This window comes from Paenibacillus sp. GYB004, assembly GCF_036577605.1.
Taxonomy (GTDB): Bacteria; Bacillota; Bacilli; order Paenibacillales; family NBRC-103111; genus Paenibacillus_AB; species Paenibacillus_AB oceani.
Genome location: NZ_JARBDB010000012.1, coordinates 55,265 through 75,930 on the forward strand (window position 1 = coordinate 55,265; position 20,666 = coordinate 75,930).

The following is a 20,666-nucleotide window of genomic DNA, read 5'->3' on the forward strand; positions in this document are numbered from 1 at the left end:
GGGATGGGGGCAAGAAAACCGATGAAGTGGGATAACGTTGGAAAGAAAAGCCGCCATCCGGCGCCGGTCCGGCGGCTGGCCTGCGGAGCGCTGGCCGCCCTGTTGGCCGGCTCCCTTCTGCTGGCCGGCTGCACGACCAAACCTGCCGACGATCAGACCCGGAAAGTAGTGCGTATACCGTTCGGCAGTGAGGAATCGTTTAATTTGACCTACGGGGACTATTTTGCGTTTAAATTTCCGGACGTCGAGGTAGAGATTATTCCAATCGATCAAATATTTGTGCCCGGAAAAAGCTACTACGATGCGTATGAAAAACTAATCCTGGAACAAAAGCCGGATCTGGTTATCGTACATTCTGAGTTATACACGCGTTGGGCAAATAAAGGGATGCTGCTCGATCTCGAGCCGTTCGCCCGCAAAAGCGGCTTCGATCTGAGCCAGTTCATACCAGCCGCGATCGACCGCCTGAAGGAGAATGATGAAGGCAAGCTGTTCGGGCTGGCGCCTGAAATTACAAGCTCGGGGCTGTATTACAACAAAGACTTGTTCGACAAGTACGGCGTACCGTATCCGAAAAACCAGATGTCATGGGAGGAGACGATGGAGCTGTCCCGGCGTTTTCCGGTCGATCCCGATCCGGAAAAACGGATCTACGGCATTCATCTTAAATATTGGACGACTTTCGATTTCATTCAAACGTTGGCAGCTACAGAGAACGCCTCTTATATAAGCCCGGACATGAAACGCTTGACATTCGAATCCGACATATGGAAGAAATCGTTCAAGCACATTATTGACGGTTTTCGAAGCAAAAACCTGTACTACTACTACAAGGACGGCAAACCGGTTCGTTACGGCCCGGACGAGACGAAGGAGATGGATCTGTTCAGCAGAGGCAAGGCGGCCATGACGATCAGCGGCACCGAACAGCTGTTTCGGATGAAACAGTGGGGCACCCAGGATTTTAACTGGGACGTCGTTACGGTACCCGTCGACCCGGCAAATCCGGAGTACACGAGAAGCTTCGACGTCGGCACGGTTTTCGCCATTTCAGCCAACGGAGAAAACCCGGAGACGGCATGGAAAATCGTCCAATATTTCAACAGCGAGGAAGCGGCTAAGGTCAAGATGAAAATGGACGACGTGTTCTCCAGCCGGACCGCCTTCGCCACAACGAAAGACGGGCAAAGTCTGGAACCCTTTTATATGCTGAAGCGAAAGAAAGAGGAGTTGGATCTTACCGTCACCGTGCCGGATACGTTTTATCCGGTGTTCAGCACTCCGTTCCAGTTGCTCTATATCCACGAAATCGACGAAGCGGTGAACGGCCGCAAAACGATCGAGGAAGCGATCCACACGATTCAGACCGAAGGCCAAAAGCTGCTCGACCAAGCTTGGGCAGGAGGTACGCCGCCGCCGGCCAAGTAACTAAGTAAGAGTAAGTAAGGGGCTCTCTCCAAAGTCATTTAGCGATTTGGCGCGCCCGCATAGAAACGGTTTGCTTCGAGAAAAAGGAACTCAACCTCCACTTTACCGTGGAATTTGAGTTCCTTTCGTTTGGAAATCGGGATTTCCCCATATTATGTGAGCACTTTTGGGAAAGCCCCCCTCGTAACCCCGTAAACCCGCAAGTTCGTAAACCCGTAAGCCCTTAAACCCGCAAACCTGTAAGACCGCAAACCTGTAAGCCTGCAAACCTTATTCTTTCGAGCAACTTGTACTCGGCTATTCGGCTGCTAGGCTCTAGTACCAACAAGAGTCTTTCGAATCCTCTTTTTCCGTATATAGGGATCAGAGAGAGAAATAGGAGCGATTTGCACCCTTTATTTCAGCCGACTGGTGGGGGGCGCACCCTTTTCGCGAATAGTAACGGTCCCAAACCGCTCTTATTTCCCCATCCAAGCGGATTTAACACAAAATAGAAGGTACAAACCGCTCCTATCTGCTTTCCGGTGTCTGGCTGCCCCCGCGCCTCTCCTCTCAGATGCGCTACGCCTGAGGACAGCCTTCCGCTTCGCTTAGCCGTGCCATTCCGTATACAAAGGAATCGTAAACGGGTCGCTCTCCGCGATCGCATACCGGTAGGAAACGGCTTCGCCGGATGTTCCTGTCCCGGTACTAGCCGGTTCCTCCATGTCCTCGATCAGCGTCGTGTACCCGATATCCAGCTCATACTCGTCCGGGCCGCCGGATACGCACCGTTCGATCCGGTATACCGGGTTGCGCCCGCTTCCTCCGACATGGATGTGCTTGCCGGCCAGCAGATCGGCAGCGCTTGGATGGGGCCTCAACCGTATGCGAATCTTGTTGCTCTCGGACGGCTCCCGCGTAAATCCGGTCACGGTTCCCGCCAGGGAACCCACCGCCTCATGAATGCACGGCGCTTCCTCCGGACCGATACAGCTCCCGCCGGCTACGAATGCATAGACGGAGGTGCCGCCGCTTTCCGCGTACAACCCCGCCTTGCCCTGGAACACGATTCGGTTCCCGCAGTCGGTCACGAAGCGCAGCTTCGCCTCAGCGTCCGCCGATTGAATATAATAATCGGTGCGGCCGTCCGTCCGCTCGATTTTCAAAACGACCGCCTCGTCGGCACTGCCGTCTCCCTGCACCTCGACCTCCGTTACCGAGCGGATCAGGCGCTCGCTCCGGTAAGGCTCGATCAGCGATACGAAGCGGCTGGCCCCGCCCGCGGCCCGGCGCTTCACGATGAGCTGGCGAAGCCGCTGCGGATTGCCCGGCCGGTTTTGAGACGGCCGCCCGACGGCGAGCGCCGCCTCGTCCATCTGCCCCAGCATCGTGAGCCGTAGACGGATATCGGCATCCGGCTGATCCAGCACGCCCCATGTATCGTGAACGGCCCATTCCACGGCGAACTGTCCGGGAGGCGCGCTGTCCCTTTCCACGTTCGTCAAGTAATGGAATCCGCTGCCGAAGTAGGCAGTCAGCGGCTCGGACGGATCGGCGTCGAACGGCTCCGCGTAGGCGATGTCCGGTCCGGCGTACGTCCCGGATCGCTGCGGAATCAGCCGCAAACCCTCAGCCGACACTTCCCCTTCGGGGCCGTGGAACATGTAATGGTGCTCGGCGCCTCCTCTCACCCGGAACACGTCGATCGCATAACAGTTCGCCTCGTCCACCCTTACGAGCGCCGTACAGCGGCGGTAAACGTCCGTTTGCGGATACACCTGCTTCGCTTCCGCCTCGATCAGCTGTACCGGCCCTTCCCCGACGAACAGCCGGGTCGTGCCCACAATCGAATTTCGCTGCTTCCCGCTGTCCACCACGACCGTATTATGACAAACCGTATTCCGGTCCCAATGATGCGTTTTTTGATGCGAATTGTCGCATTTCTCCGGGTACCCCATGTCGGGCAGCAGATCGAGACCGAAGGCGAACAACCCGATCGTGAGCGTATCTTTGTGACCGTGCCCGAAGTTGCGGCCGTAATACATCCATAAGCCGCGCCTGGCGTCGCCGCCACCGTCCCTTAAAGCGCTGAAGCCGTATTCGCCCAGATTTACGCTGCTATGCGGAAGCGGACCATGATCGGCCACGGCCTTTTCAATGCCGCCCCGCAAGCCGTCCGGGTCCGGGGAATAAATCCCCCCGCGCAGCCCTTCGAAGGTGCAGCCGTTCAGCGTGTATGCCATCTGCGCGAACAGCGGCTCGCCTGTCTTCTCGAACGCTTCTACAAACGTCTCCAGCCTGCCGACCAGTCCGGGATTGCCTGCCGAGGCGCTGTCCCCGATCGACGGTACGAACCGGTCCAGCATGTACAGGCGGGAATTGGCCCGAAGCATTTGCAGAAACTTCGGGTTGCGGTAAAAGTCTCCCTGCGGGTAGCGGTCGTAACCGTGCAGCATATCCGCGAGCTGCCGGAACGCCTCCACCCACAAATAATTGTAATCCGGCGCCGCTTCGTCCCCGAAGCCGTCGCGGTCTACATCGCGAAGAAGCGAGCGCCTGACGTTGCCGCCGGTCACCCTCCACCCGCCCTGCTCCGTCCGCTCGACCCCGCCGTCCTGAAAAACGAAATCGAGCCACTCCTCGGTCGTCCCTGATTCGTCTAGCACGACGGCGGCAAGCGCCAGCGCGCTTTGGTGCATGCCGTTGTTGCCTTTGATCTGCGCCTTCCGGACCGCACCATAGACCGGCCGCAAGATGCCGTCTTCGATATGGGCCCGGAGCCGCTCCATGCTGCTTTTCTCGTACGGCTGAACCAAGCGGACCGCCTTCTCCTGCAAAAAAAGGACCAGTTCCCGATCCTCGCCCGTCATCTCCGGGTAAAAGGCATCGTACGCGGATATAAACGTCTTGACGATCGCCGTCTCCCAGATGCTGCCTACGATTTTGCCCTGCCCGGTTAAGCCGTGCGAATGGAGGAAGCCGTCCTCCCACAGATAAGCGGCCGCATCCATGTCCGGATACAGGTCGGCCACCCGGTCCAGCAGCACGATCCCGGCACGGGCGTACTTCGGCTCCCCCGTATACAGATAAGCGTCGCGAAGCTGGGCCAGCGCATTGTCGACGATCCCGCCGTGACCCCACGGAGCATCCGTCTTCGGAAACCGGTTGCCGAGCGGATCGATCATCCCGATCCATACTTTCCAATGGTTATAAAAAGCGACGAACGTATACCGGGTCCCGTCATCAGCGACCCAGCCGAGACTGTCGTCTACGCCCCACTTCTCTCCCCGATCCGGGTACAGCTCGTTGCGCAAATACCGGTCGTCCGCAAGCTCGCGGCGGAACAGTCCGTTCTCGTCTTTGCCGCTCTCGTAATAAGCGGCAAAATCGTTGGAAGGAAACACCGAGCGGCAGCCCGGACATTCCAGCTTCCACGGGTTCGCGAGCGGATCGGCCAGCCACGGCCACCGGCCGTAGGCATGATGGCTCTCGCCGCACACGGGACAGCCCGCCTGCTGGTTCACCGCATAGCTCCGCGGCACCGACTGGGGCGTCGGCACGTTCCACAGCCATTCCCAGCCGAGCCGCACATAGACGTCGCCGAGCGCCGCTGCCCGTTCCTTCTCCCGCTTCGCCCATTCGTAAACGTTTGCATTCCGGCGCATTGCCTCGACCTTCCGGGGCGTATAATACGTGCTTCGTTGTTTGGCCGCCATAGACGCTAACCCTTCCCCGCTTCGTTGATATGAACTGCTGGTAACTATCTACATTATGCGGGGTCTTACGGGATTTGACCAGCTAATTCCGTAACCTGTTTCATACCTATATCTACACATTCCGAGAGAGCCGCCGTACAGTGTCTTCATACCGTTCAAGTCGTGGTATACTGGAAGAAAGTTGGAATTGGAACCTCATTTTCTTGAAAGCGAGGCCTGACATGACTTCGGGAAGGAAGAGAAACGGGAGAAAGCTCGGACTGTTGATCGCGGCGGGGCTCGTTTGCCTGACCGGCTTTTTTTATTGGCAGAACAATCACCTTGTGACGACTTCGATCCGCTATGTCCACCCCGGGCTGCCGGATTCCTTTGATGACTTTACCCTCGTGCACGTCTCGGATCTGCATAACAAATCGTTCGGCGCCAATCAAAAACGGCTGGTCCGGGCTACCAGACGGGCCAACCCGGATCTGATCGTCATTACGGGGGACTTGATCGACAGCAAGCGCACCGATATCGGGGCGGCCATGAGCTATATCGAGCAAGCGGTGGCTTTGGCGCCCACCTATTACGTCACAGGCAACCACGAGAAATGGTCCGGCGTATACGCGGAGCTGTCCGAACGGCTGCTGGAGGCCGGCGTTGTCATCATGGACGATCGTCGTGTCGAGCTGGCAAAAGACGGCGATACGATCGAGTTGCTGGGCTTGAAAGACCCGGCCTTCACCCCAGCCATAAGCGATCGCGACCTGGAGCGGAAGCTGGCTGCGCTTCACCCGAGCCAATCGGACTCTCTCACGCTGCTGCTGTCCCACCGGCCGGAGAAGCTCCAGCTGTACGCAAACGCCGGCATCGATCTGGTATTCGCCGGACATGCCCACGGCGGTCAATTCCGGATTCCGTTCGTCGGCGGCCTGATCGCTCCCGATCAAGGGCTGTTTCCCCGGTATACGAGCGGCCTTCACACGGAGGGCGATACTTCGATGATCGTAAGCCGAGGTCTCGGGAACAGCATCATTCCGGTACGAATCTGGAATCGGCCGGAGTTGGTCGTCGTGACGCTTGGAAAAGGGGAGCAAAGCGCCAAGTAGCCGGACAAGCTGATGTGCAGCCTCAGGCTGAGCAGAATGACGAAGAGGCAGATCCCCATCGTATAGGGCCTGCCTCTTATGAGAAAGCTCATATGTCCGATTCAATCCGACCTCGCTGACGATAGCCGCTCGACTAGCGTCAACGGAATCTTCAGCACTCCGCCCGATTGCGGCGGCGGAAAATCCGCCTCGCCATTCGCCGTCAGCTTCGCCTGCTCCCCCAGATGCGTCAGCATCCAGCGGAACGAAATGTCCGCATGCAACTCGTACGGGATGCTGAAGGAAGACAAGCCGGGGTACGAGTGCTCGGCAATAAATTCGTTATTGATGCCAACCACCTTAAACCGCCCGGGCACCGCATAGCCGTGCTCCATCAGCCGGTTCAAACAAACGAACGCCTTCCAGTCGTCAAAGCAGACGACGCCAGCGGGCTCCGCTCCGGCGCTTTGTTCCGCCAGCCATTCGGGAAGCGACTCGGGCGGCAGATCGTCCGCATCGATCATCCCGCTCCGCAGCCCTTCCCCGATTAGGCGCAGCCCGTCGCGGAACCCCATCTTCCGCTGCTCGTTCGTCGCGAACGCCTTGCGGTAGCCGTAATAATAAATCGACCGGCATCCTTGGGCCCGCAAATGAACGACCGCATCGAGAGTCGCCTGATAGACGTTCAGATTAACAGTGCCGATCGCCATATCCTTCGCCTCGTTCCAGCAATTGAAAAAAAGGATCGGCGTCCCGTCGTTAACAATTTTGCCTACCGAATCCGACGACATCGCCAGCCCATGGCTGAACACCCCGTCCACGCGCCGCTCCAGCAGCTTCTCCAGCAGCCTTCGCTCAATGTTCGAATCCATGTCGGTCGAAAATACCGACAGATGGTAGCCGTAGGCGTAAGCCGTCCGTTCCATCTGCTCCGCAAACAAGCCGTAATAGCCGAAGAGGCTCGGCAGCAGCAGGCCGAGCTCGTATGTTTTGCGCTGGCTGAGCGAGGCTGCCATCCCGTTGCGCCGATAGCCGAGCTTGGCCGCCGCTTCCTCGACTTTCCGGATCGTCTCTTCCGAAAGCGGAACGCTGCGGCGGTTCAGCACATTCGACACGGTCGCCGTCGATACGCCTGCCTCTTTAGCTACATCGAACACGGTAGCTTGCCGATGTTCCGTCACACGGTGCACTCCCTTTGCAGTACGTTTAAACGTTTAAACCAAAGTATAGATAACGTCCTTTTCCGTGTCAAGAAAGAGGAGATCGCTTCCTGTAATTAATCGCCAGCTGCGTTCTGTCTCTGACTTGCAGCTTTTCCAATATGACAGACAAAGTGTTCCGAACCGTTCCCTCGCTTATGAACAGCCGCTCGGCAATTTCACGGTTGGAGCAGCCCTGAGCAACGAGCTCGCATATAAAAAACTGAACGCCCATGATCGTCGTGACTGCCGTCCAGTCCAGCCCGGGCACACCCTCTACGCCCGATAGCGCCCCGGACCAGACCACTCCCACTATACTGATGACGACTAGCGGCAGCCCTACGAGCAGCAATAGTCCGATCGGCTCGCGCAGCATCCTCAGCAGCGAATAATAGCTCATTTGAAATAATAGCATCTTAAGCCTCCTCGCGATCGCGCAATTGCTTGCCCGTAAGCGTAAGAAAGACGTCTTCGAGGGTAGGCTTACGCATGAACCGACTTTACTCCGCCGGCGCTTTGAACGATGGAAATCACACGGTCCAGGTTGCCCGCTCCGGGCCTTGAAATGATGATCAGCACCGTTCCTTCGCGCACGACCTTTTTGATCCCGTCCAGCCGCTCGATTTTGGCGATCAGATGTTCCGACCATTCGGCTGCTTCCAGCTTAATCTTTTCTTCGTGCTGGATCCGATTCACAAGCTCATCGATCGTGCCTTGGGCGATAACATGTCCTTGATCCAGGATGACGACGCGGGATGCAAGAGACTGGACCTCCTCCATATAGTGGGTCGTATACAGGATCGTAGTCCCACTCCGTCTCAGCTCGCGAACCGATTCCCCGCTCAAACAAACAAGCCGCCCCGGCCTCATAAAGAGACCAAGCGGCCTGTTTACCTTCCACGGACATCCAGCAGCTCAAGAACTTACGGACGTACTGTCCCCCAGCTCCGCGCGATAATTCGGCAGTTCATTCTCAAGCACCGTCCGCACCTGGGCGATCTTCCAGCGCAGATGTTCCGGATCGGTCATATACTCCATGCTCGGCTCCCAGCCGAGACGCGAATCGGTTTCCACGAGCGGGATCGTTGCCTCCGCGTTGGCAATCTCCTGCAGCGCTACTTGCTCCAGCTGTTCCAGCAATACCGCTGTTTGCGCCTGATCCGTGTTGTTCAGCAACTGATGCCGCAGCTTCCACCACATCTTCGTGTGAATGCCGGTCAAGACAGTGCGGTGAATAAACCGGTTCAAGTTCAGCAGCAGCAATCCTTCCTCCCGCTTCCGCGGCGGAGTTTGCTCCAGCGCCCGTTCGATGCTCGCATTGCCTTGCTCCCACAGCGACGCCATCTTCTGCAAGCTTCGGATCTCCGTATCGACCCGCTTATAGGACTCGAGCTCGTTTCCCTGCCCATAATTCGGAGCGATAATCTGGTTGCCGAAATGAGCATACCAGGCCGCCGGAATTTCTACCTTCTCGCGAAAAACAAGCGGATAGGACGGACCGATCCGGAACGGACCGTACTGGTCGTAATTGCTCGGAATAATATGCCGGATTCCTTCGCTCCAGTGACTCCACGCTTCCAGCACAAGCGGCACCGCCGGTTCGCTGAAGTCGCGCCGGGCCACGGCCGCAAACGTCTCCTCCTGCGAAGGGGACGGGCTCCAGTACGCCCATTTCGTCAGATCGCTGACGAAAGAAGGCCACCAGCCAAAATGGTGCGACTCCATAAGTCCCGCTAATCCCCAATCCCGTCTCGACCGCAGCAAGCCCGCATGTCTGCGCGCCCATTGGTACGGGATCGGCTCATACGGAATAACTCCGATATCCCAGGTCAGCCCTCCGGTATTCGCCATCGTATACAGACGGATTCCCCGGGCATGAGCCGCTTTTGCTTCGCTGGCAAAATATTTGCCCGGCCCTTCGAAGGAAGCCGTATAATCCGCACAGCGGAACGTCACTCCATCTTTTTCATACACTTCGAACATCTCAAACGTAGCCATCAGCGTAATATCCGTCGGCAGCGATTCGATCAGCTTCAACCGCTGCTCCTCGCCGACGTAGCCCCAGTTGTACGTCCAGAACACGATGTCGAGCTCGGGATTGTGCTTGCGGGTAACTTTCTTGATCATCTCCAGCCACTGCGGATAATCGTAACACGGCCACCAGCCCGGGCTCGGCTTCGTCCGCGGCTTGTCTTTCGGCCATTCCAGCCGGAGCATGCCGGTCGTATTCGGGTCCTTGCTCGGAAACTCGCACGATTCGCCGACGAAAATAATGCCTTTGAACCGGGAATATTTCTCCAGAATTCGGCCGTAGGTGCTTTCGTAATAGTCGAGAGCGTCCTCGTCCTCCGGGTGTTTGCGGCTGGCCACATAGCTGTACATATACACGTCAAGTCCGAACAGTTCCGCACGATCGATCGTATGATTGAAGTCCTGATAGCCGAACGGCGTCTCGTCGATCCCTTTCACGAACACGAGGATCGCATCGATGCCGGCATGCGCCATCGCGTTCAGGTGGGCATCCGGGAAATGATCGAGCCCCCATCCCGAATGGATCATCCGCGGGGAAAACAACGGCTCGCGGGTCAGATCCTGGCAGCGTACGAACGGCGCCTCTCGCAGGTTCATCACATCTTCCAGAAAGTAGCTTCCTTGCCCGGTTCCCCGGTCCTCGTTGCCGCAGACGACGATCCGCTCGCGTTCCGCTACGATACGATAACTCCGGGTCTTCGTCAGCGCATGACCGACTCCGGGAAGCTCCGCCTTCGCAGCCAGGACGATCACTTGCTTGCCGGTGGACGCAACCTCTTCGATCCGCTCAACGCGCCGAAGCAACACCGATACGCCCATGCTGGTAAAAAAGTAATCCTGCAAATCTTTTGCCACATGCAGCAACTGCGGACTTGCGGACGAAGGGATGACGATCTGCCAGCTACCGTCAATCTCCAGCTCGTCCTCACCGGGCCTCGCATCCGGATCGCGCCGGTTGGGCTTATGTACCTCTTCCAGTCTTCTGCGGAACTCGTACTGTTTCTCGCTCAAAGAAAACCCCTCCCGAAGGCAATGGTCCATATAATATACACAATACATTATATATAATGACAACGCAATTCTTTTTTGAGACCTTCCGGATATCGGGGGGACTCAATCTCAGGCAGGCTTCACAGCCCCCGCGTGACCTGTCAATTGAATGAAAAAACCGCAAGAGGATTGCTTTCTATGAAAGCATCGCTCTTGCGGGTCGTTGTCCAAGCCTCTGTAGCAGCGGCTGTCTTTCTGCAAAGCTCCGTTATGACGCCTCCAGCGTGATCTTGTGCGCGTCCAGCAACATACGGATGTCGTCCATGCCGATCACAAGGTGAATGTTGTTCATCGTCCGCAGCGACCCGGATATGATTCCTGCGACGCGGCCGTAGCGGTCGATCACAGGCCCGCCCGACATGCCGCTGGCAATCTGGGCGGACGTTAAAATCCGGCTGCGACCGTTCACTTCGGCGCGCGGGCTGTTGACGATCCCCTCGGTAATGATCGGGGTGTTGGCCATCGGATAACCGATCGCAAACACGTTTTCGCCGTATCTCACAGCCGGCTCCCGGACAGGCAAATAAGCGTAGGCGCCCTTCTTCCCGTCGTCCGGAGCGGGCAGCCGAACAATCGCGGCATCCGTCTGCTCGTCATAGGCGAGCACCTCAATCCGGCTGATCACGCGGCCGTCGGGGAGCATACCTTCGATACGCTCCGCCCCCTTAACTACGTGATAAGCAGTTGCGGCCAGTCCGTCCGGCGATAACACAACTCCCGTTCCCGTCGCTTTCAGTGAATCGTCCTCCCGGAGAACCCGGATATACAAGACCGTCTGTCCGCCTTGTTCGAAAATGTCTTCAGCGTTATACGTAACGGGAGCGTCCGCCTCAGCGTTCAGCCAGACCGCCATACCGGACAATAAGCATATGAGCATGCATAACGCTGCAATTTTACGTTTCAATCGTCCATAACCGCCCTTCCCGGTCCCTCTGTTACTTCGACACCGCCATAATATCATGGAACGCCCAATGATCCTCGGTCAGGTCGCTGAATACGGCCGACAGCGCGTCCTGCTTCTTCACGCCGATGATCCGGTTAATGATGACGACCGCCTGCGCCCGCGAAATTTCGAGATCCGGCTGGAATGTTCCGTCCGGGAAACCGTCCACATAACCGGCCTGTGTAAACGCGTTGACATACCGCTCCGACCAATGTCCGGCCAGGTCAGTTAATGCCGTTGTCCCTTGTGCGTCGCTGTCCAGCTTGAGTACGCGGGACATCATCACGACAAATTCGGCGCGGGTCAATCCCCGTTCCCCGCCGAACGTGCCGTCCGGGTAACCTTCGATAATACCGGCTGATGTAAAGAACGCAACATCGGCCTTCGCTTCCTCTTTCACTTCAGCAAGCACGTTGTCCACGCTGACGTCTTCCTTGTCGAGCAGTTGCGTAATTGCCTCGAGCAGTTCATAGCGGGTGATCGCCTCATCCGGCCGGAATTGATTATTCTCACCGCCGGCGATATAGTTCACCTCCGCCGCATCCTTCTTAAGCTCGTACTTGGCATTCTCCACCTCATACTTGATCGTCACGACGCGGTCGTCCTTGTCCGTAATCGCCTTGATTGTCATGCCGCCCGTAATGACAATGCTGCCTTCCTTGTATACTTTGCTGTTTTTGGTCGGCGTACTGCCGTCGGTCGTGTAGTAGATCACTTGGCCCGCTGGCGCTTTCAGCTGAAGGATGCTGTTTCGCGCTACCTTGACCGGCTCGGAACCGTTAGCTGCGACTTTATCGCCGCCGATCGCCGCTTCAATCGCCGGGGGAGCGATGAAGAATCCGCCTCCGCCCATAAAGCCGCTTTGCTTCGTCCACGTCCCCGTCATCACCGGGCTGTCTTCCATGTCCTCCGCGACCGCAACCGCCTTGATCGTCGTTGTCGAGGTTAACGTGATCGGCCCCGTATACAGCTGCGAGCCTGCGTTCGGCTCGCTGCCGTTCAGCGTATAGTAAATACTGGCGGACGGCTCGTCGGTAGTCAGCGTTACCGTGACCTTATCGGTGAAGGTCAGTCCGCTCGAAGCCGCCTTCGGAACCGGTGCCGTCCGAGCATACCGGAGCGACGGCTCCTGAATCCGGATACTGCGGCTCTCTTCGCCCGACCGAACCTGCAAGACGGCAGGGATTGTCTTATTCAGACTTCCCGTCAGCACACCTGCACCGTCCCGGACCAGTCTGACGGACGTGTCCGCTTGCCATTGAACCGCCGGGTCGGAAGTCAGCAGGAAGCTGCTGCCGATTCGGCTCATCAGATCGTTCTCGTTTAAGATGACCGCTGCCGTGCTCACCTTCGAAGCGTTCGATCCGCCGAACGACCGGAGCGCGGGATAATAGCCGTCAGCCGCTTCCCATACCGTTACGTCCAGTCCTTGAGGTAGTCCGTTAAGGGTGAGCTGGCGAGCCGTCAAGCCCACTGCCCCGGCGACGGTTCCATTTACCCGTTTACCATCCGGACCATAATAAGCTGTATCGATTTTCAACGCCTGTTTATTGAAGAAGCTGTCCGCGATCGTTGCCGCCGCCGACTTCTGGCCGGCAATACCGCCATATAACGTCTTGCCGGGCTGGAGAATCCCGCCCACATCGGAGATGACTTCTCCGTAACTCATCGCGCCGCTGATCGTTCCATCGGCTGCATAACCGGCGATCCCGCCTGACTTGGCCGCCGTTTGACCTTGGGCGACAACTCTTCCTGCCGAATACGCATGGCTGATGGAGCCGCCGCTGATGCCGGCAATACCTCCGGCTGAGGACGATTCGCCTTTCGCCGATACATCTGCGTAGGAGAAAGACTGCTCCACCAAGCCGGCCGGTTTCACCTCGCCGGCGATTCCGCCTGCCGTCGCAAGCGTCCCTGCTGTATCGGCCGCAACCGTGCCTGCGGCATACGATTGCCTGATCCGGCCCTCATGTACGCCGGCGATTCCGCCCGTATTGTTCCCCGTTGCGGTTACCGCCGCCTGTACAGCCACGCTTTCGATTAAGCCGCGGTTGATGCCCGCCGCTCCGCCTACGTCGTCCCGCCCTTCGACATGGCCTCCGATCCGAACGTCGCGGATAACGCCTCCGATCTCGTTGACACCGGCGACGATTCCCGACTGCGAACTGGCCGATACGGCCGCATCTTCAAAGTTCACCCGTGTTACGAGGCCGTTGTTGGCCCTCATAAAGCCTTGTCCGTCAGCCGAGCCGGCCGAATGCTTGAAGCCCCGGATCGTAAAGCCTTGCCCGTCAAACTGTCCGCTGAAATCGCCGAACGGCGTCCATTTCTTGCCGGCTAGATCGATATCCGATCCTAAAGCGATTTTCCCGATTAACGGTTTTTCGAGGGCCGTTCTGTGGTACAGGTTGTAGTAGCCGAGCCCCGTATCCGCATTGTACAACCGGACGATGCCGAACAACTGGTTTCCATTCATTACGGCCCAATCTGCCGTGTTGAACCGGTTCAGGAACACCGCATCCAGCTCGAAATTCCAACTGCCGAATTCCGCATACGACTCCGAGGCGTCCGCTTGGGCGTTGCCGGTCGCCGTGCCCAAGCTGTGGCCGATCGGGCTTTGCGCTGCCGTATAAGCGGAAGATAGCACTTTGCCGTCGCGGAAATTGTAGCCGACCAGCGCTCCCTTGTACACGTTCGCCCCGCTGACATTGACAGTCAGAGCTGTCGTCTTGGCAAAGACACCGTCCAGCGTTCCGTCGTTATAGCCCGCGAAGCCGCCCGTATACGAACGGGTCGGATGATTGACTCCCGTCGTGCTTAGGCTGCCTTGCTCCGCATAAGCGTGACGGATTACTGCGCGCCGCTCCACCGCACCGGCGAAGCCGCCGCTGCCCGTATCGTAGCCCGTATTCGCGATCTGGCCGGACGCATAGGCGTCCGTGATCTCATAACGGTCCACCGAGCCGGCAAAGCCGCCTGCATACGAACCCGTAATACCCTTGGCCTCGACAGAGCCGAGGGCGTATACCCGTTCCATCGTACTGCTGCCTGTGCCTGAGTCGCCCAGCAATCCGGCGAAACCGCCCGCATAAATCGTGGTGTCCGGATTGTCGTCGTTTACTTGCACCGGCATCGCCGCATAAGCGTTCGTCACCTTGGTGTTGTCGCCGCGGCCGATCAAGCCGCCGACATGTGCGGCGGGAACCGTCCCCGGCTTCGACACCGCGCGCCCCACCTCGATATGTTGTCCGTCCGGCGAAACCGCAGACGTAAAGTGGATCTGCCCCCCGGTCGCACGTCCGACGACGCCGCCGATATCGTAGACGACACTGGAATCGGCCTTGATGCTTTGCAGCGGCTCGGAGCTGACGATTATGCCGCTGCTTGCTCCGGCGATGCCGCCGACTGCTGCCGTCTTGGCTCCGCGAACGGCCAGATCGACATTCGTCTTGGCGTAATAGACGGAAGCCTGATTCAGCTTGCCGACGATGCCGCCGACGCTCAGATCCGCTCCGTTGCCCACTCCCGCGGCAACCAGAGGTTTTCCGTGTACCTTGGCTTCATAGACGCCCGGATAAAGCGGCGCCCGTCTGCCGAAATCGAACGCCTGATCCGCAGAAGCAGTAGACAGGACGCCGGCGATGCCGCCCAGCGAGCTATCCCCCGCCCCCGCAGCGAACGTAATGTTGGAGACGGCGTCCACTTGGTCGAGAATCGAATCTTCTCCCCTGCCGACGATCCCGCCTGCGGTTACTTGCCCGCCTGCCGCCAGAATGACCGCATCGAAGGAAGCCTGATGCAAGGCTGCGCGCGACAGTTTGCCGGCAACGCCGCCGATCGTCGATTCGGGACTTGCTTCAAGCGAAGCGACCGACAGCTTCTCCGCCTTGACCTGCTCGATGTCGAAACGATTCGTGCCTGCGCCTGTCTTGAAGCCGACGAGACCGCCGATCGTACCGCTGCCCGTCAATTGGCGATCCGTCCGAGAAGCCGTCACAGTTACCCGATTCCAGGCGTTGCCCGCATCCGATACCCCGGTCAAGCCGCCGATGACGGAGCCCGCTCCTTGAGCCATAATCGTACCCGTAGTGTAAGTAAGCGTCACGTCCTCGGTTCGGCCCGAGACGTGTTGTCCGATTAGGCCTCCCGCCACGCTGTCCGCACCGGACAAGTCAATCCAGTAGTCCATGTCCCGGTTAAACGAGCGGACATCGCCCGACTGCTTGGCGATCAAGCCGCCGATTGTCGTTTGCCCGGCCGTTCCGCTAAGCGTCGCGCCTGCCGACCGGAAGTCGAAAAGGCTCGGATCGAGCGCCTGCGCATTGTCGCCGACGAGGCCGCCTGCGACGGAACCCGCTCCGACTGCCTCCAGCGCGCTGCCGCTTTCCAGCGTAACGCTGACTTCCCGAAACGATCCGGTATTTTTCCCGATCAGACTTCCGACCGTGCCGCCGCTGATCTTCATATCTTTGGCTACTTTTATCGTCACGTTCGACACTTGGCCTTTGTTATAACCGGCCAGCACGCCCGTATACCCGGTGCCGGCCACCGAGAGCGGCTCCATGACGACACGGCTTACTTTGGACTTCTCTCCAATCACTCCGAACAATCCGGAATAACCGTAGTCCGGCTGCAGCATCAGGCCGTCGATCAAATAGCCGCCGCCGTCGAACGCTCCCTGGAACGGCGTATTTTCGGCTTTGCCGATTGGAACCCATTGTCTCGACTGAATATGGATCGGATTCGCAATGCGGATCAACCGTCCTTCAAAGTCGAACCGCTCCGCTCCGGTTACCGTGCCGTTCACGATCGCCGCAAGACCGGCAAGCTCGGCTTCCGTCCTGATGTCGTACGTAAATGCGTTTTTGTCGCGCATATACCAGGCGATGTTGGCGTTCACTTCGCCGCCGCCACCTCCACTGCCGCCGTCTCCGCCAGTGTTCGCACTCCGCTGTAGTTCCGGATATTTATACTCCGCATGAACGGACCCGTACTTCCACGTATTCTCGAAGTCCCAGCCGGACAAGCCGGGGAACGCCGTACGGTCCATCAGCGTCGAGGAAAGCAGCGTGCTAAGCCGCGCATGGACTTGCAGCCAGCGGTGGTTGCCGTCCGCGAAATCCGGCAAGTCTTTGTTAATCAACTGTTCCTCGTCTTTAATGTAATACGCCTTGTACAACAGTTCCTTGCTCGCATGGTCGTAGCGTCCTGCGAAACCGCCGGCATAAGCTCCGTTCGTAGCCTGCACCTGTGCGGCCGAATACACCGTCGTCACTTCGCCGCCCGTAATCCGGCCGAGGAAGCCGCCGGAGAACGAGCCTTCAGCCGTTGCGGTAACGACATTGCCCGCATAGGAGTTGGAGATCGCCCCACCCGCCTGTTCGCCGACAAGTCCGCCGACGTTCGTGTAGGCGCCGCTGGCCGTCACTTTGGATACCGAATGCGAAGTATCGATCGCACCCGTATTACGTCCGGCAAGTCCGCCAAGGGATACCGACCCGCCCGGCGTTCCGTGCGCGCCTCCGTTCACGTCGATGTCGACATAGGAGGCGATGATGCTGCCTTTATTATCGCCGACCAGACCGCCGGCAACCGTTCCTTCGCCTTCGATCGTAAGATTCGAGTTGGAGTACGTATAGTATAAAGTACCGGTTCCCGAGTTGACGCCGACCAGACCGCCGACGACGCCGGCTTGTCCTTTGGAGGAGACCGGAATTTTATCCGTGATACTGTTGTTCGCCACAAGACTGCGGTTTTCACCCACCATGCCGCCCGTAACGGACGACGGAGCGGTTACCTGCACCGAGCCGACGTAACGGCTGTTCTGGATCGAGCTGACTCCGGAAGCCGGATTAACGGCCGGATCGTTGTCCTGCTTGTCGTTGACGCCGACAAAACCGCCGATCGTCGCTTGCGCGGCCGTACCGTTCACTTTCAGGTTCAGGCCGTCCATAAACGTGTTCGAGATGAAAGCCGAAGTCGAGCTCCGGTTATAACCGGCCATACCTCCGACAACCGACTGGGTGCTGTTCACGATCAGATTTGCCGATTTGGCCGTGAGTTTGTCCAGCGCCGTTTGATCCGCATAAGCCGCAATGCCGCCCGCATAAGCGGAAACGGAGATCGGGCTTGTCGTAATCAGCAAATTCTCGATATTGGTTAACGTCCGGTCTCCGAGCAATTTGCCCTGCTCGATCCGACCTGCAAGTCCGCCCGCTCCGTTCTGTGCCGCATGAACGGTCAAAGATACGTAATTCGGAGCGACCGCCACTACCTGCGGGTTCACAATTTCCGTCTGCTTCGCCGAACCGACGATACCGCCGATCCAAGAACGTTCCCCGGTAGAGGCAACCAGCGCGGTATCCTCCGCAACGACACGCGGCGCGATCATCTTGGCGACCGCGGGTCCGCCTGCGGCGACGTCCGAACGTCCTGCAACGCCTCCCGCCTCCGCGGCCTCTCCGCTCGTCGCGACGGCCAGACGGGAAACACTGCTTTCCGTCAGAATGCCCCGGTTCGTACCGGCAATTCCCCCCAGGCGGCTATCCGCGCCGGACGACGTAATCGTGATTCCATCGGCCGAAGCTCTCGGCGTATCCCCCAAGTTTTCACCGGTTACACCGCCTACAGACGCTCCGGCGCCCGTCGTTGTAAAGGTGATGTCCGCGGCGGCCAAAGCGAAACCGGCCGCACCTTGCCCGTCGGAAGCTGGAACGGTTCCGACAGCTGCGTCGTGGACGCCGGATATGCCGCCAACCTTCGCCTGCGCGCCTTGGATGGAGAACGTCATCTGCTCAGCCTTGACATGAACGTTACCCGAGCGGTTATACCCGATCGCTCCGCCGATCCGGCTGTTCGCAGCCAGCACCTCCACGTTCGTATGATCCGCCGTAATCGGCGTCCCTGCTTGACCGAGCTGTGCTTCGGCCGTCAAGGAGCCGGCGATAGAGCCGAGCGTATAGCCGCTTCTGCCCGGCTGATTGATCAAGCCGATATTGGCCGCCCGGCTGTTCGTCAGCGAGAAGACGCCCGTATTCGCTCCGACGATGCCGCCTGACGTAACGTTATCCGCGCCGCCCGCAGCGTCTCTTGCGGCCGCTTCGAGCTTCAGGCTGTAACCTGCCGCAAACGCCGCATCTCCGGACGCCGCATCCGTAATCGAGCCCTGTGCCTTGCCGGCAATGCCGCCGGATACGCCGCCCGACGTTTGCAAACGAATCGTCGTATATTTCACATCTGCCGTATTTACGCTTCCATTCAGGAAACCGGCGATCCCGCCGGCATTGCCGTCCGAGGCCAGTACGGCAAAATCGCCGGCCGTCTTGCCTGCACTCGCATTCGTAATCGAGCCGCCGTTCACATAACCGGCAATGCCGCCCGTATACGACTCGTTTCCTCCGCCCGTGGACTGTATCCTGCCGCGGAATACGGCGGAATCGACCGCCGAGCCGCTATCGCTCTGATTGACGTAATAGCCGACGATTCCCCCTGTGCTTACCGTATGATCCGGTGCGGAAGAAGCGGCCGTTACCGTAATTTCGTTCTGGAACGAGGCTCCCGATATCGCCTTATCCGTTCCTTCTCCCGGAACGATGCCGATAAATCCGCCCGTATACAGTTTGCTTTGTCCGTTTACGCGGATGTCCGCCGTACTGAATACGTTATTGCTGGCGGCTCCGCTCGTTCGGGCATAAGCTCGGTTCGCCGCGATCCCGCCCGTGTACAATCCGGTGCCTCCGCTTACGTCGATCACTCCGCTGTTGACATAAGCTTGGGCGGCATCGCTGTCTAGAAGCACCCGCTTTCCTGCATATCCGATGAGACCGCCCGTATACGCTTCGTTCGGTTTCAGCGCCGTCGTGCCGACTGTGACCGCCGCATTGTTTTTGGCGCCGTCTGTGAAGGTGACATCTCCGGTCACTTTCCCGATCAAACCGCCGGTAAAGACCTGATTTGAACCGCTGGCCGTTACGGTTACGCCGTTTATATAAGGCTTGCCCCATACGAACGCGCTGTTGATAGAACCGGCCAGCACGCCCGTATGCGCGCCCGCTCCCCCGTGATTCGTAACGGGTGCGGAGTTCGCGAAGGCGATCGCAAACTGCGGATTCGCTTGCTCCGCATCGATCGATCCGACAAGAGCCGCTGCATAAGAAGATTCCGCCGCCGCCGATTGCACGGTCACCGGCCCGCTGTTCGAGGTCACATCCGAGAAATCGACAGCTGCTCCCGCCCGGCCGGCGATCCCCGCCGCATAGGCGATCTTTGCACCCGTAATCTGCACCGCGCCTGCGTTCGCTATCGGCGTATTCTCATCACCCATACTCAGCCCGCCAGCCGCATAACCGATAATGCCGGCGGCATGAATCGTCCCGCTGCCGTCCGACAGAACTGCCGCCTGGTTGGCCACTTTTTTCATAACCATACCTTGGCTGCCGCCGTGTCCGACGATCCCGCCGCTTTCGATGTTCGGCCCTTTGGCGGTAATCGGCGCGTAGTTGGCGGAGTTGGATATGCTTCCTTCTCCCGATCCTACGATGCCGCCCGCATAGATATGCTTGATAACGAAATCCGCCTGAACCGGAATACGGTTCGTAATATTGTAAACGATACTGCTGTTTACCATCTTGCCGACCGCCGCTCCAACGTAAGCCTCGGTCGTATCCGGCACCGGGACGAGGTTCCATACCGTCCCGTACGTCTGCGAGTACACGGACTGCATCACATATACGATGCCCGTGGCGTTCGAGGACCCGACCTCGATCCGGCCGCCCCCCATAAACTCGAAGCCGCCGACGGTGCCTTGATCCATATAGCCGACCAGACCGGCATGAGTCAGATTGCCCGACAGCTTCATTCCTTTGATTTTAAACGTTCCGTTGTTTTTGGCGATCAATGCGCCGCGAAACGGATTCAAATCGGTTCCGATCGGAACCCACTCGTAAAGAGACAGATCGAGATCCTGATCGACCTCCAGCGTCTTGTTGCGAAGGCCGTCGACGGTCCCGCCGTTTACCAGCTTGGCCGCCCCGGCCAGCTTCTCCGGCGTATCGATTGTAAACGTGACGTAATCTTCGTGGTACCAGGTTATATCCGCATGATCGGACCATTTGTCCGTATCGGCGTTGGCGGTAAATCCGCCGTACATTCCGAGTACGGCTAACAATACGGCAACAAACGCAATCCCCCAGATTGCTTTGCGCTTCCTTCCCATCTGTACACCGCCTTCTTGAATTCAACACAATTG

Annotated in this window: 8 protein-coding genes and 1 pseudogene; 2 read left to right on the forward strand and 7 right to left on the reverse strand. The window is 58.4% G+C overall.

Annotation, left to right across the window (positions count from 1 at the left end):
- The first annotated feature begins 21 nt into the window (after positions 1-21).
- On the forward strand, positions 22-1,428 hold the full coding sequence (locus PV433_RS08130) for an extracellular solute-binding protein (protein ID WP_332071685.1): 1,407 nt from the start codon (positions 22-24) through the stop codon (positions 1,426-1,428).
- Positions 1,429-2,018: 590 nt separating this feature from the next.
- On the opposite strand, the gene PV433_RS08135 is transcribed toward PV433_RS08130, so the two are convergent.
- On the reverse strand, positions 2,019-5,126 hold the full coding sequence (locus PV433_RS08135; protein ID WP_332071686.1) for a heparinase II/III domain-containing protein: 3,108 nt from the start codon (positions 5,124-5,126) through the stop codon (positions 2,019-2,021).
- Positions 5,127-5,347: 221 nt separating this feature from the next.
- Between PV433_RS08135 and PV433_RS08140 the strand changes: the two genes are divergently transcribed.
- A complete protein-coding gene (locus PV433_RS08140; RefSeq protein WP_332071687.1) occupies positions 5,348-6,217 on the forward strand; it encodes a metallophosphoesterase in 870 nt (289 codons plus the stop codon).
- A gap of 101 nt (positions 6,218-6,318) precedes the next feature.
- Here the strand turns inward: PV433_RS08140 and PV433_RS08145 are convergent, their stop codons facing one another.
- The 6 genes and pseudogenes from PV433_RS08145 to PV433_RS08170 all read right to left on the reverse strand — a co-directional run bounded on the left by PV433_RS08145 (position 6,319) and on the right by PV433_RS08170 (position 20,633).
- The gene (locus PV433_RS08145) at positions 6,319-7,377 is read right to left on the reverse strand and encodes a LacI family DNA-binding transcriptional regulator (RefSeq protein WP_332071688.1); all 1,059 of its coding nucleotides are present in this window, start codon (positions 7,375-7,377) and stop codon (positions 6,319-6,321) included.
- A 67-nt stretch (positions 7,378-7,444) separates the two neighbouring features.
- Positions 7,445-7,612, reverse strand: a pseudogene (locus tag PV433_RS08150) (response regulator transcription factor); the annotation flags it as partial.
- A gap of 266 nt (positions 7,613-7,878) precedes the next feature.
- Positions 7,879-8,241: a hypothetical protein gene (locus tag PV433_RS08155; RefSeq protein WP_332071689.1), complete on the reverse strand. Its 363-nt coding sequence runs from the start codon at positions 8,239-8,241 to the stop codon at positions 7,879-7,881.
- Positions 8,242-8,310: 69 nt separating this feature from the next.
- On the reverse strand, positions 8,311-10,437 hold the full coding sequence (locus tag PV433_RS08160) for a hypothetical protein (RefSeq protein WP_332071690.1): 2,127 nt from the start codon (positions 10,435-10,437) through the stop codon (positions 8,311-8,313).
- A 247-nt stretch (positions 10,438-10,684) separates the two neighbouring features.
- Complete coding sequence (locus PV433_RS08165; RefSeq protein WP_332071691.1) at positions 10,685-11,380, reverse strand: S1 family peptidase; 696 nt, start codon at positions 11,378-11,380, stop codon at positions 10,685-10,687.
- 31 nt (positions 11,381-11,411) lie between these two features.
- On the reverse strand, positions 11,412-20,633 hold the full coding sequence (locus PV433_RS08170; RefSeq protein WP_332071692.1) for a chitobiase/beta-hexosaminidase C-terminal domain-containing protein: 9,222 nt from the start codon (positions 20,631-20,633) through the stop codon (positions 11,412-11,414).
- Between the last annotated feature and the right edge of the window lie 33 nt (positions 20,634-20,666).

What these genes read in the sequence shown, in the direction of transcription:
- PV433_RS08130 (WP_332071685.1), top strand. Translation starts at nt 22, where the DNA reads ATGAAGTGGGATAACGTTGGAAAGAAAAGCCGCCATCCGGCGCCGGTC.
- PV433_RS08135 (WP_332071686.1), bottom strand. Translation starts at nt 5,126, where the DNA reads ATGGCGGCCAAACAACGAAGCACGTATTATACGCCCCGGAAGGTCGAG.
- PV433_RS08140 (WP_332071687.1), top strand. Translation starts at nt 5,348, where the DNA reads ATGACTTCGGGAAGGAAGAGAAACGGGAGAAAGCTCGGACTGTTGATC.
- PV433_RS08170 (WP_332071692.1), bottom strand. Translation starts at nt 20,633, where the DNA reads ATGGGAAGGAAGCGCAAAGCAATCTGGGGGATTGCGTTTGTTGCCGTA.